The 11,344-nt window shown below is 65.3% G+C and carries 14 protein-coding genes, 5 tRNA genes and 1 other annotated feature; all 19 genes read right to left on the bottom strand.

Annotated elements, in window-relative coordinates; translation table 11 throughout:
• Window positions 1–68: 68 nt before the first annotated feature.
• Window positions 69–449: a 50S ribosomal protein L7/L12 gene (rplL, locus tag ACT84W_RS03450; protein WP_417576186.1), complete on the bottom strand. Its 381-nt coding sequence runs from the start codon at window positions 447–449 to the stop codon at window positions 69–71.
• Window positions 450–549: 100 nt separating this feature from the next.
• Entirely contained in the window at window positions 550–1,071 is a 522-nt protein-coding gene (rplJ, locus tag ACT84W_RS03455) for a 50S ribosomal protein L10 (protein ID WP_417576185.1), read from the bottom strand.
• A 60-nt stretch (window positions 1,072–1,131) separates the two neighbouring features.
• Window positions 1,132–1,269, bottom strand: a sequence feature (ribosomal protein L10 leader region).
• 103 nt (window positions 1,270–1,372) lie between these two features.
• A complete protein-coding gene (gene rplA, locus ACT84W_RS03460; RefSeq protein WP_417576184.1) occupies window positions 1,373–2,080 on the bottom strand; it encodes a 50S ribosomal protein L1 in 708 nt (235 codons plus the stop codon).
• A gap of 118 nt (window positions 2,081–2,198) precedes the next feature.
• The gene (gene rplK, locus ACT84W_RS03465; protein ID WP_417576183.1) at window positions 2,199–2,624 is read right to left on the bottom strand and encodes a 50S ribosomal protein L11; all 426 of its coding nucleotides are present in this window, start codon (window positions 2,622–2,624) and stop codon (window positions 2,199–2,201) included.
• A 98-nt stretch (window positions 2,625–2,722) separates the two neighbouring features.
• Window positions 2,723–3,277, bottom strand: coding sequence for a transcription termination/antitermination protein NusG (gene nusG / locus ACT84W_RS03470; RefSeq protein WP_417576182.1), 555 nt, complete (start codon window positions 3,275–3,277; stop codon window positions 2,723–2,725).
• Between the two features lie 3 nt (window positions 3,278–3,280).
• The gene (secE, locus tag ACT84W_RS03475; protein WP_417576181.1) at window positions 3,281–3,649 is read right to left on the bottom strand and encodes a preprotein translocase subunit SecE; all 369 of its coding nucleotides are present in this window, start codon (window positions 3,647–3,649) and stop codon (window positions 3,281–3,283) included.
• A gap of 70 nt (window positions 3,650–3,719) precedes the next feature.
• Window positions 3,720–3,795 (bottom strand) — tRNA-Trp (locus tag ACT84W_RS03480).
• A gap of 25 nt (window positions 3,796–3,820) precedes the next feature.
• Complete coding sequence (gene rpmG / locus ACT84W_RS03485; RefSeq protein ID WP_417576180.1) at window positions 3,821–3,970, bottom strand: 50S ribosomal protein L33; 150 nt, start codon at window positions 3,968–3,970, stop codon at window positions 3,821–3,823.
• 242 nt (window positions 3,971–4,212) lie between these two features.
• Entirely contained in the window at window positions 4,213–5,418 is a 1,206-nt protein-coding gene (tuf, locus tag ACT84W_RS03490) for an elongation factor Tu (RefSeq protein WP_444328214.1), read from the bottom strand.
• A 71-nt stretch (window positions 5,419–5,489) separates the two neighbouring features.
• Window positions 5,490–5,566 (bottom strand) — tRNA-Met (locus tag ACT84W_RS03495).
• A 22-nt stretch (window positions 5,567–5,588) separates the two neighbouring features.
• Window positions 5,589–5,664 (bottom strand) — tRNA-Thr (locus tag ACT84W_RS03500).
• Window position 5,665: 1 nt separating this feature from the next.
• Window positions 5,666–5,749, bottom strand: a tRNA-Tyr gene (locus ACT84W_RS03505).
• A 229-nt stretch (window positions 5,750–5,978) separates the two neighbouring features.
• A tRNA-Thr gene (locus ACT84W_RS03510) sits at window positions 5,979–6,053 on the bottom strand.
• 36 nt (window positions 6,054–6,089) lie between these two features.
• Window positions 6,090–6,629: an NYN domain-containing protein gene (locus ACT84W_RS03515; RefSeq protein WP_417576178.1), complete on the bottom strand. Its 540-nt coding sequence runs from the start codon at window positions 6,627–6,629 to the stop codon at window positions 6,090–6,092.
• Between the two features lies 1 nt (window position 6,630).
• The gene (rlmB, locus tag ACT84W_RS03520) at window positions 6,631–7,527 is read right to left on the bottom strand and encodes a 23S rRNA (guanosine(2251)-2'-O)-methyltransferase RlmB (protein WP_444328221.1); all 897 of its coding nucleotides are present in this window, start codon (window positions 7,525–7,527) and stop codon (window positions 6,631–6,633) included.
• 12 nt (window positions 7,528–7,539) lie between these two features.
• The gene (gene cysS, locus ACT84W_RS03525) at window positions 7,540–9,015 is read right to left on the bottom strand and encodes a cysteine--tRNA ligase (protein WP_432291227.1); all 1,476 of its coding nucleotides are present in this window, start codon (window positions 9,013–9,015) and stop codon (window positions 7,540–7,542) included.
• A gap of 79 nt (window positions 9,016–9,094) precedes the next feature.
• Complete coding sequence (gene ispF / locus ACT84W_RS03530; RefSeq protein ID WP_417576175.1) at window positions 9,095–9,574, bottom strand: 2-C-methyl-D-erythritol 2,4-cyclodiphosphate synthase; 480 nt, start codon at window positions 9,572–9,574, stop codon at window positions 9,095–9,097.
• Complete coding sequence (gene ispD / locus ACT84W_RS03535) at window positions 9,571–10,371, bottom strand: 2-C-methyl-D-erythritol 4-phosphate cytidylyltransferase (RefSeq protein WP_417576174.1); 801 nt, start codon at window positions 10,369–10,371, stop codon at window positions 9,571–9,573. Before ispD ends, ispF begins: the two co-directional genes overlap by 4 nt.
• The coding region (gene disA, locus ACT84W_RS03540) for a DNA integrity scanning diadenylate cyclase DisA (protein WP_444328215.1) at window positions 10,368–11,344 on the bottom strand (977 nt) is incomplete at its 5' end. The genes disA and ispD, both read right to left, overlap by 4 nt.

The raw sequence follows: 11,344 nt of genomic DNA on the forward strand, positions 1-11,344 counted from the left end.
AAAAGGAGCCGTGCGCGAACGCACGGCCCCTCGGATGGCAAAGTGCCGAAACCCTGAGGTAAGAGAACTTACTTGAGGGTGACGGTGGCGCCGGCCTCCTCGAGCTGCTTCTTGGCGGCCTCGGCGTCCTCCTTCTTGGCACCCTCGAGGACGGCCTTGGGGGCACCCTCGACGACCTCCTTGGCCTCCTTCAGGCCAAGAGAGGTGAGGGAGCGGACGACCTTGATGACGGCGATCTTATTGTCGCCGAAGGCCTCGAGGACGACGTCAAAGTTGGTCTTCTCCTCCTCAGCGGGAGCAGCAGCGCCGGCAGCGGGGGCAGCGGCGACGGCCACGGGGGCAGCAGCGGAGACGCCGAAGACGTCCTCCAGCTCGTGAACGAGCTCGGAAAGCTCGAGGGCGGGCATCTCCTTGAGGGCCTCGATGATCTCATCCTTGGTGACAGCCATGTCAATTCTCCTTTTGTAGCGGGCGGCCGTCTGCGGTCGCCCGTGATCTTATGAGGTGGTGCAGGTAGTGCGATGGTGCTTGCGAAGAAGTCGCGTAGGTTTACGCGGCCTGCTTCTGGTCGGCGACGGCCTGAAGCGCGGTGGCGAGGCCACGGGCGGGACCGGCGCAAACCTGGGCGATGCCGGACAGCGGGCTTGCGATGACGTAGACCAGCTTGGCGAGCAGCTCCTCGTGGGACGGCAGGTCGGCGTAGGCCTTGGCCTCCTCGGCGGAAAGGGCGGTGCCGTCGGCAATAGCGGCGACGAACTCCATCTTCTTGAGCTTCTCGGACTGCTCCTTGATCACCTTAGCGGCGGCGACGGCGTCCTTCTCGTAGAAGACGTAGGCGCACGGGCCAGCGAGGGTCTCGCTGATGTCGGGCATGCCAGCCTTCTCGAGACCGAGCTTGACGATGTTGTTCTTGTACACCTTCATCTCGGCGCCGGCGGCGCGAAGAGCGCGGCGGACCTCCTGGGTCTCCTTGACGGTGAGGCCGAGGTAGTTGACCACGAACACACCCTTCGAGTTCTCGATGGACTCGGAGACCTTGTCGAGCATAGTAACGTTTGCTTTGCAGGGCATTGATTACACCTCCTTGGATTCTGCTTCCGGGCACGAGCCGCCGTTTTCTGGGCGGGCCCTTCTTGCAGAAAAGAACCCCACCTGGCACAGCCAAAGCGGGGTTCTCGAAGATGCTATCTCTGAGACCACCTCGGCAGGCGGGAACTCCCCTTTGAGCCTTACGGCACCGGCTGTCTTTGGCAGCGGAACGTGCTATATGTCACGCAAAACGGGCGTCTTACGCAATTGCCTAGTTTGGCATTGCCCAAGACGCCCGTCAAGCACACTACAACTTCTACAAAAAAAGCCCAAGTCCTTGGTGTTACTCAGCGAGGAAGTCGCGGGTAACGGAGGAGTCGACCTTGACGCCAGGGCCCATGGTCGAGGAGACGGCGATGGACTTGACGTACTTGCCCTTGGCGCTGGAGGGCTTCACGCGCAGGATCTCGGTGTAGAGAGCGGCGTAGTTCTCGACGAGCTGCTCGACGCCGAAGGAAGCCTTGCCCATCGGGACGTGGCAGATGCCGTAGCGGTCGGCGCGGTACTCGACGCGGCCGGCTTTGAGCTCGGAGACCATCTTGGCGACGTCCATGGTCACGGTGCCGAGCTTCGGGTTCGGCATGAGGCCGCGGGGGCCGAGGATCTTACCGATGCGGCCGACCTTGGCCATCATGTTCGGGGTGGCGATGGCGGCGTCGAAGTTGATCTCGCCCTTCTGGATCTGGGCGACGAGCTCGTCGGAGCCGATGATGTCGGCGCCGGCCTCCTCGGCCTCGCGGGCCTTCTCGCCCTCGGCGAAGACGGCGACGCGGACGGTCTTGCCGGTACCGTGGGGCAGCGAAATGGAGCCGCGGACGTTCTGGTCGGCCTTACGGGTGTCGACGCCCAGGCGGATGGAGACCTCGACGGTCTCGTCGAACTTGGCGGAGGCGAGCTCCTTGACGAGGGTCATGGCCTCCTTCGGGGTGTAGAGCTTGGCGGAGTCGACCTTGGCGGCGCTGTTGTTGTAGTTCTTTCCGTGCTTAGCCATTCAAATACCTCCTGTGGTCAGCGGGCTTGCGCCCTCCCACATCTTCTGCGGTTTCCCGCACTGGTAGAGAGAAGCGCCTCCGCAGGTGCGAAGGCGCGTGGTGCCGTGGTGCGAGACGCTACTCGGCGACGGTAACGCCCATGGAACGGGCGGTGCCGGCGACGATCTTCTTGGCGGCCTCGATGTCGTTGGCGTTGAGGTCCGGCATCTTGATCTCGGCGATCTTGGTGAGCTGCTCCTGGGTGAGCTGGCCGACCTTGTCGCGCTGAGGCACGCCGGAGCCGCTCTTGATGCCGAGCTCCTTGAGGATGAGCTTGGCCGCGGGCGGGGTCTTGGTGACGAAGTCGAAGGACTTGTCCTCGTAGACGGTGATCTCGACGGGGATGATGTCGCCGGACTTGTCCTTGGTGGCGGCGTTAAAGGCCTGGCAGAACTGCATGATGTTCACGCCGGCGGCGCCGAGGGCGGGACCAACGGGAGGCGCGGGGTTGGCGGCACCTGCGGGAATCTGGAGCTTGATGAACTTCGTGACCTTCTTGGCCATGAGAACCTCCTGGAAAAGATACGTCAAATCGTTGCTATGTAAGCGCCGACCTCGAGAAGCCTCCGCGTGGGAGCGGGACCGGCGTGGTTGACCTTTGGTTAGCCGACGGTCGCGATCTGGTCGAGGGTGAGCTCGACGGCGGTCTCGCGGCCAAAGATGGTGAGCATGACCTTGACCTTGCCGGACTCAGACATGACCTCGGAGACCTGGCCCTCGAAGTCGGCGAGCGGGCCAGAGACGACCTTGATGGGCTGGCCCACCTCGAGATCGATGTTGGTGCGCTTCGGCGCCGGCTCGGAGGTACGGGCACGGCGGTCGCCAGAGCGGCGCATGATCTTGTCGAACTCGTCGCGGCGAAGCGGAGTGGGCTTGCCGTCGAGACCGACAAAGCCGGTCACGCCGGGGGTGTTGCGGACGACGGCCCACGTGTTGTCGTCGACCTCCATGCGCACGAGGACATAGCTCGGGAAGACCTTGTTCTCCTTGGTCTCGCGCTTACCGCCCTCCTTGAGCTCCGTGACCTCCTCGGTCGGGATCTTGATGTCCACGACCTTGTCCTGCAGGCCGTAGATCTCGATGCGGTGCTCAAGGTCGGTCTTGACCTTGTTCTCGTAGCCGGAGTAGGTGTGGATGACGTACCAACGCTTGGCCATTGCTTACCCCCTCAGCCCGGTGAAGCCCACCAGGGCGGCGACGATTCCGGTGTCGACGAGCCAGATCAGGACGCCGAAGACGATGAGCATGACGATGACGGCCACGGAGTAGCTCTTGAGCTCCTCCTTGGAGGGCCAGGTCACGCGATGCATCTCGGTCTTGACGTCGCCGAACCAGTTGGCGATGCGCTTGAAGAAACCGGGCTTCTTGTTCTTGTCGGCCTTGGCAGGGGCCTTGGTGGCCTCGACCTTCTTCGGCGCAGCCTGGGATGCCCCGGCAGGAGCAGAAGACGCCTGGATGGCCTCGAGGCGGGCGCGCTCTTCGGCGCGGGCCTTACGGGCGCTCCTCTTTTGACGGTCCTTGTTCGCCATGGGCGATCTCCCTAAATAGTTCTGTACATAGAAACCGGCTAACCCTTGCGGGAAAGCCGGTGGTGAAATCTGGCAGGCCAGGAAGGACTCGAACCCTCAACAAACGGTTTTGGAGACCGCCGCTCTACCATTGGAGCTACTGGCCTGTAAATGAAGACCCACCGCTATAGTTTAGCGGGTCTCCTTGTGGAGCGTGTGCTTACGGCACCAACGGCAATACTTCTTCAACTCCATGCGATCGGGGTTGTTGGTCTTGTTCTTGTCCGTGGTGTAGTTGCGGCGCTTGCACTCAGTGCACGCAAGAGTAACCAGAGTACGCATGAATCCTCCTGAACACGTTGTCAACCCCGGGTCTTTATTCGGAGTGACGCGGTGGTTAACATTACCGTAGGGATACTTTAGGTGTCAAGCTCATAGGCAAAGTTGTCGCTCGTGCACACATACGCCACACAAACCCGTAAAGTACTGAATGGGCGACGCAAGACCTCGCGCACCAACGTCAACAAAGAAAAACCCGGCACCCAAACGGGTGCCGGGTAATCAAGCAGAGAGAAAAGCTGAATCTACTCGATGATCGTGGTCACGCGGCCATCGCCGACGGTGTGGCCACCCTCGCGGATAGCGAACTTGAGGCCCTGCTCCATAGCGATGGGGTGGATGAGCTCGCAGGTGACGGTGATGTGGTCGCCAGGCATAGCCATCTCGACGTCATTGCCGTTGGTGTCGGTGAGCTTCTGCACGTCGCCGGTGATGTCGGTGGTGCGGAAGTAGAACTGCGGACGATAACCAGCGAAGAACGGGGTGTGACGGCCGCCCTCCTCCTTGGTCAGGACGTAGATCTCGCCGGTGAACTTCTTGTGCGGGGTCACCGAGCCGGGCTTGCAGAGGACCTGGCCGCGCTCGATCTGCTCACGCTTGATGCCGCGGAGCAGGATGCCCACGTTGTCGCCAGCCATGCACTCGTCCATGGTCTTGCGGAACATCTCGATGCCGGTGGCAACGGAGGTCTGAGTATCCTTGATGCCGACGATCTCGATGGGCTCGTTGAGCTTGAGCACGCCGCGCTCGACACGACCGGTGGCGACGGTGCCGCGGCCGGAGATGGTGAAGACGTCCTCGATGGCCATCAGGAACGGCTTCTCGTCGTCACGCTGCGGCGTCGGGATGTAGGAGTCGACGGTGTGCATGAGCTCGATGATGGAGTCGACCCACTTCTGCTCGCCCTGGAGAGCGCCGAGAGCGGAGCCGCGGATGATCGGCAGGTCGTCGCCGGGGAAGTCGTACTCGGAGAGGAGGTCGCGGGTCTCCATCTCGACGAGGTCGATGAGCTCCTCGTCGTCAACCATGTCGCACTTGTTCAGGAAGACGATGATGTAGGGCACGCCGACCTGACGGGCGAGGAGGATGTGCTCGCGGGTCTGAGCCATGGGGCCGTCGGTAGCGGCGATGACGAGGATGGCACCGTCCATCTGAGCTGCGCCGGAAATCATGTTCTTGATGTAGTCGGCGTGGCCCGGGCAGTCGACGTGAGCGTAGTGGCGCTCCCAGGTCTCGTACTCAATGTGAGCAACGTTGATGGTAATGCCGCGCTGACGCTCCTCGGGAGCCTTGTCGATGTTCTCGAAGGCGGTGTAGTCAGCCTTGCAGCCCGGGGTCTCGGAGAGAACCTTGGTGATAGCGGCGGTCGTGGTGGTCTTGCCGTGGTCGACGTGACCAATCGTGCCGATGTTTACGTGGGGCTTAGAACGGTCGAACTTCTCCTTGGCCATTGCCATCCTCCTTTAGGAAGAACTTACTGCTACATATGCTGAGCGGCGACCGAAGCCGCCGCCTGAAGCTCTGGTACCGGTGACTGGATTCGAACCAGTGACATCGCGGGTATGAGCCGCGTGCTCTAACCAGCTGAGCTACACCGGCATGGTGCCGAACATCTTGAAAATGGAGCCCGCGACCGGATTCGAACCGGTGACCTCTTCGTTACCAACGAAGTGCTCTACCTACTGAGCTACACGGGCATGGTGGGGATGCCTGGACTCGAACCAGGGAACCCAGAGGGAGCGGATTTACAGTCCGCCGCAGTTGCCGCTGTGCCACATCCCCATTCCGTTATCAAGAACTCGCCGGGACTCGATGTCCCCTGCAAGCGGTTTGAAATATTACGGCCACTCCAAATTCTTGTCAACGTATACCCCGTTCCCGGGCGTATCCACTCCTTAATTTCTGCACATCCGCAGGTAGAACCATGTGTTCATCGGAGCATTTTGGCGGCATCGGGGTTCTAGGCAAGAAAAAACCCCAAGACAATGCGTCTTGGGGCCAAATATTTTTCTGGAGCCGGCAGAGGGAGTCGAACCCCCAACCCACGGTTTACAAAACCGTTGCTCTGCCATTGAGCCATGCCGGCGGGTTTGTTGAGTATAGCCGCTACGCGCTGCGAGCGCTAGCGTCCCAGGAGTTTCCAGAGCTTCTCGCGCTGCTCGGGGGAAAGCCGGTCCTCCAGCGTCATGCGCTGGTGCTGACGGGCGGCGTTCTCGTGCTCGTACTCCACCGCGAGGGCGTCGACGTCGTGCACGAGCACGTCGCTCGAGATCCTGGACACCGGGATTCCGCCCACGGTGGCGCGGATGGTCGAGTCGGAGGTGACCACCGTGACGGCGTGGGGCACAAGCCGCTCCTCGGTGACGAGGCGCTCGATCACGGTGTCCGCGCTCTCCCCCGTCTTCGAGAAGATCGTGCGCACCCCTCCCCTCTCGGTATAGGGCCGCTCCGGCGAGACATTGTTCGCCGCGTCGAAGACGACGACCGGCTCGTATTTGCCCTTCGCGTACGCCGCGACATCGGATATGAGCAGGTCGCGCGACTGCTCGAAGGGGTCCGAGACCCCCGAGCGGTCCATGCGCGCCATATAGCGCTCCGACTTGAAGATGACGTTGTACCCGTCCACGACCAGAAGGTCGAGGTGCTTCTTTGCCTTTGCCACGCTACTCCCCCGTGCTCACGCGACGAAGCCACTCATAGGCCATGACGGTCGTGGCCTGCGCGACGTTCAGGGACTCGACGCGCCCGCGCTGCGGGAGCCTGGCCGCGAAGTCGCACTTCTCGAGCACGAGTCGCGAGATCCCGGAGCCCTCCGAGCCCATGACGAGGGCGAGGCGGCCGCCCATGGGGGCGCCCCACACGTCCGCCTCGGCGTGCTCGGTCGAGGCGCAGGCCCAAAAGCCCGCCTCCTTGAGGCGCTCGACGGCGCGCGCGAGGTTCGAGACCTGCGCGATGGGTATGTGGAGCACGGCGCCGGTGGACGTCTTGTACGCACCCACGCCGACCTTGGCGGCCCGGGCATTCGCGATGACGACGCCCGCCGCTCCGACGACCTCAGCGGTGCGGACGATGGCGCCGAAGTTGCCCTCGTCGGTCACGTGATCGAGGACGATCACGAGGGCGTCGCCGTCGCCCGCCGCGCGGATGACGTCCGCGAGCTCGGCGTACTCGAAGGGCTTTGCGCGCACGACGATGCCCTGGTGTGAGCCGTGGCTGGAGAGCTGGTCCAGGCGCGAGCGCGGGACGTACTCGACGGGCACGCCGCGCTCCTCGAGCCTGCCGACGATGCGCTCGAGCGCCGGGTCGGCCTGGCCGGTCGGCGCGGCGACCAGCGCGCTCTTGAGCGGCATGCCCGCGGCGAGCGCCTCCTCGACGGCGCGCCTGCCCTCGATGAGGTCGGAACGGGACGCCCCGCCGAGCCCCTGGGGGCGCCCGGCGCGCCCGCGCTGGGGCGCGCGGCCCCGCTGCTGGGCGCCGCCGCGGCCCTGCTGGCCCCCGCGGCCGCGACCGCCCTGGGGCGCATTGCCCCCGCGGCCCTTCTGGCCGCGCTGCTGGTTCATCCTCGCCATCGCCTAGGCCTTCTTGTGCAGGCGGGCGCCGGCGGCGGTGTCCTCGACCACGAGGCCGAGCGCCGTGATGCCGTCGCGGATCGCGTCGGCACGGCCCCAGTCCTTGGCCGAGCGGGCCTCCTGGCGGGCGGCCAGCAGGGCGTCGGCGGCCTTCTCGGCGGAATCGCCCTCGTAGCCGGCCTGCTCGCGGGCGAGGTCGACGAGCTCGTGGGGCAGCTCGCCGCCGGCGTTGCGCGCCGGGTCGATGCCGAGCACGCCGCACAGCTCGCAGATGGTGTCCGCAGCGCGCAGGCACACGGCGTTCGCGTACGCGTCGCCCGCGGCGTCCAGGTAGCTGTTCGCGGCCGTGACCAGCGAGAAGATCGCCGCGAGGCCGCCGGCCGTGTTGAAGTCGTCGTCCATCTGGCGCCCGAACTCCTCGCGCGCGGCGTCGACGGCGCGGCCGAACTCGCGGTCGGGCTCCTCCAGGGCGCCGCCCTTGGGCGTGCTCGAGGCCGCCCAGCGCAGGTTGCGCACGCAGGTCTGCAGGCGCTCGAGGGTGCCCACGCTGCCGTCGAGGCGCTCGAAGCTGAAGTCGAGCGGCGCGCGGTACTGGGTCTGGAGCATCAGCAGGCGCACGGCGTCCGCGGGGTATCTGTCCAGCACTTCCTTCAGGGTGTAGAAGTTCCCGAGGGACTTGGACATCTTGTCGCCGTTCACGCGCAGCATGCCGGTGTGCATCCAGGTGTTCGCGAGCGCCTTGTCCCAGGCGCACATAGCCTGGGCGGTCTCGTTCTCGTGGTGCGGGAAGATCAGGTCGGCGCCGCCGCCGTGGATATCGATGGGCGTGCCCAGGTAGCGGTGGATCATCGCGCAGCACTCGGTGTGCCAGCCGGGGCGCCCTTCTCCCCACGGGGAGGGCCAGCTGGGCTCGCCGGGCTTGGCGGCCTTCCAGAGGGCGAAGTCGAACGGGTCGCGCTTCTCGTCGTTGACCTCTACGCGCTCGCCGGCGCGCAGCTGGTCGAGGTCGCGGCCAGAAAGGATTCCGTAGTTGTGGTCGGAGCGCACCGAGAAATACACGTCGCCGGAGGGCACCGGGTAGGCGTAGCCGCGCTCGATGAGCAGCGAGATCATCTCCTGCATGGCCTCGATCTCGCGCGTGGCGCGCGGGCGGATGTCAGGGTCCATGATGCCGAAGCGGTGCATCTGCTCGATGAAGGCGGCGGAGAACTCCTCGGCGACCTCGGCCGCGGTGCGGCCCTGCTCGTTGGCGCGGTTGATGATCTTGTCGTCGACGTCCGTGAGGTTCTGGGCGAAGGTGACCTGGTAGCCCTTGTACATGAGGTAACGGCGGATCACATCGAACGAGAGGAACGTGCGCGCGTTGCCGATGTGGATCTGGTCGTAGACGGTGGGGCCGCAGACGTACATGCGGATCTTGCCCTCTTCGATGGGCTTGAGCTCCTCTTTGCGGTGCGTCTGGCTGTTGTAGACGAGCATGCTGCGCTCCTTGTTACTCCGACAAACTAAAAAACTACTGAAACAGGGTAATACACGCGCGGGACGAGTATCCGCGCGGCTAGTCCTTCTGGAGCAGGCAGACCGCCCAGGCGGCGATGCCCTCCTTGCGGCCGACGAAGCCGAGCTTCTCGGTCGTGGTGGCCTTGACGCCCACGGCGTCGACGGGCACTCCCATGGCCTCGGCCATGTTCGCCCGCATCTGCTCGCGGTACGGCGCGAGCTTGGGGGCCTGCGCGGCCACGGTGCAGTCGCAGTCGGCGATGCCCCAGCCGCGCCCCTTCACGAGCGCCGCCACGCGGCGGAGCAGCTCGATGGAGTCGGCGCCCTCATAGGCGGGGTCGTCATCGGGGAAGAGCTTCCCGATGTCGCCCTCGCGAAGGGCGCCCAGGAGCGCGTCCATGAGGGCGTGCACGAGGACGTCGGCGTCCGAGTGGCCCAGGAGCCCCTGCTCGGACGGCACGTCCACACCGCCCAGGATGCACTTGCGCCCCGGCGCGAACGCGTGGACATCGAAGCCGTGCCCGATCCTGGTCGTCATTGGACATCCCTCCCCGGCCGCCTGCCGCAGCCCTCCTCCACGAGGCGCTGCTCGAGCGTGGCCGCCGCCACGGCGAGGTCCTCTGGTATGGTCACCTTGATGTTGTCGCGCGAGGTCTCCACGCAGACGACCTTGCCGCCGTGGCGCTCCACGAGCGAGGAGTCGTCGGTCCCCGCGTACTCGTCCCACAGGGCGGCCTTGTGCGCCGAGACGAGCTGCTTGGCGCGGAAGACCTGCGGGGTCTGGGCCGCCCAGTAGAAGGAGCGGTCCGGCGTGGCCACGATCCGCGTTCCCTCGACGAGCTTGAGCGTGTCGATCGAGCGGTTGGCGCAGATAGCGCCCGCGAGCGACGCATCGGCCCGCAGCGCGGCGCAGCAGCGCTCGATCGACTCGACCTCGACGAGCGGCCGCGCGGCGTCATGGACGGCGATGAGCTCCGCGTCGCGAGGGGCCGCCATGAGGCCGGAGTACACCGAGTCCTGCCTCGTCGCGCCCGATGGCGCGAAGCTCACGGGCTTCTGGAGCGTGAGGCGGGCGAGCACCTCCCGCTCCACGAGCGCCACCTTATCCGGCGCGCAGACGACGATGGTCGACGCCACGCTCGGCGCGCGGTCGAAGGCCATGAGCGACCAGCTTATGAGGGGAAGGCCGCACAGGTCAACGAACTGCTTGCCGCGCGGGTCGCCGAAGCGCTCCCCCGTGCCCCCCGCGACGATGACCGCGCAGGTGTCGGGGCCGCCCGCAGGTGCTCCCGTGAGCTCGGCCTCGGCGCAGGTTAGGGCCTCCGCTCCGCTCATTCGCTCTTCCCCCACATGCGATGGAGGCTGTTGGCGAGCACGCCGGGGTTCTTGACGCCAATCTCGCCCAGGCGGGCGGGGTCGTCGTCCACGGCCTCGAGGACCTCCTGCAGCGAGCCGTACTCGTCCACGAGTTTGTCCGCCATGCCGTCGCGCACGACCGAGACGCGGCTGAGCGTGCGCAGGCCGAGCGGCGTCATGATGGAGTCCTCGCCGCGCTCGTCGGTATAGCCCAGCAGCTTGGCCACGTACTTCGCCGAGCGGAGCTTGGTGTTGTCCGACTCGTGGAGCTTCGCGCGGATCTGGCGAGCGGCTTCCTCGGAGGAGTCGCTCGCGTAGTCGCGGATCATGAGGGTGTACGCCTCGTCCATGCTGCCGAGGAGCTCGTTGCGCTGCATGGCGACGGTGCGTCCCTCTCGGCCGAGCTGCAGGATGCAGTCCTCGAGCTCGCTGCCGGCGGTCATGAGGGTCTCGAACAGATAAAAGATGTTCGTGAGATCGCCCAGGGTCACGTAGTTGTCGAGCTCGAGGCTCGTCAAACGCAGCAGGCCGCGGTCGAGCTGCTGGCGGGTGTTCTGCATGGCGACGGTCAGCTGGTTGACCGAGACCATGAGGCTCGAGACCGTCTTGAGCTCGTGGCCGACGCCGTCCACATAGACGTTCACGACCTGGCGGCGCTCGGACACCGAGATCACGACGGCCTTGGTCAGAAGGCTCATGCGCGCGGCGGTGCGGTGACGGGTGCCCGTCTCGGTCGTGGGCAGCGACGGGTCGGGATTCAGGTGGTAGTTGGCGCGCAGGATGCGGGTCAGGTCCTTGTCCATGACCACGGCACCGTCCATCTTGCAGAGCTCGAAGAGACGGTTCGCGGTGAACGAGACGTCGAGCTTGAATCCGTCGTCGCCGGCGGCGAGCACGTTCTCGGTGTCGCCGACGCAGATGAGCGCGCCCATGTGGCCCGCGATGATCATGT

Origin of the sequence: Paratractidigestivibacter sp., assembly GCF_052362415.1 — a bacterium.
Lineage (GTDB): Bacteria > Actinomycetota > Coriobacteriia > Coriobacteriales > Atopobiaceae > Paratractidigestivibacter.

Coding starts and splice junctions, on each gene's coding strand:
- ispD (WP_417576174.1), bottom strand. CDS start 10,371: ATGAGCGGAGCGGAGGCCCTAACCTGCGCCGAGGCCGAGCTCACGGGA.
- rlmB (WP_444328221.1), bottom strand. CDS start 7,527: ATGAACCAGCAGCGCGGCCAGAAGGGCCGCGGGGGCAATGCGCCCCAG.
- cysS (WP_432291227.1), bottom strand. CDS start 9,015: ATGCTCGTCTACAACAGCCAGACGCACCGCAAAGAGGAGCTCAAGCCC.
- rplL (WP_417576186.1), bottom strand. CDS start 449: ATGGCTGTCACCAAGGATGAGATCATCGAGGCCCTCAAGGAGATGCCC.
- nusG (WP_417576182.1), bottom strand. CDS start 3,277: ATGGCCAAGCGTTGGTACGTCATCCACACCTACTCCGGCTACGAGAAC.
- secE (WP_417576181.1), bottom strand. CDS start 3,649: ATGGCGAACAAGGACCGTCAAAAGAGGAGCGCCCGTAAGGCCCGCGCC.
- rplK (WP_417576183.1), bottom strand. CDS start 2,624: ATGGCCAAGAAGGTCACGAAGTTCATCAAGCTCCAGATTCCCGCAGGT.
- rplJ (WP_417576185.1), bottom strand. CDS start 1,071: ATGCCCTGCAAAGCAAACGTTACTATGCTCGACAAGGTCTCCGAGTCC.
- rpmG (WP_417576180.1), bottom strand. CDS start 3,970: ATGCGTACTCTGGTTACTCTTGCGTGCACTGAGTGCAAGCGCCGCAAC.
- rplA (WP_417576184.1), bottom strand. CDS start 2,080: ATGGCTAAGCACGGAAAGAACTACAACAACAGCGCCGCCAAGGTCGAC.
- ispF (WP_417576175.1), bottom strand. CDS start 9,574: ATGACGACCAGGATCGGGCACGGCTTCGATGTCCACGCGTTCGCGCCG.
- tuf (WP_444328214.1), bottom strand. CDS start 5,418: ATGGCCAAGGAGAAGTTCGACCGTTCTAAGCCCCACGTAAACATCGGC.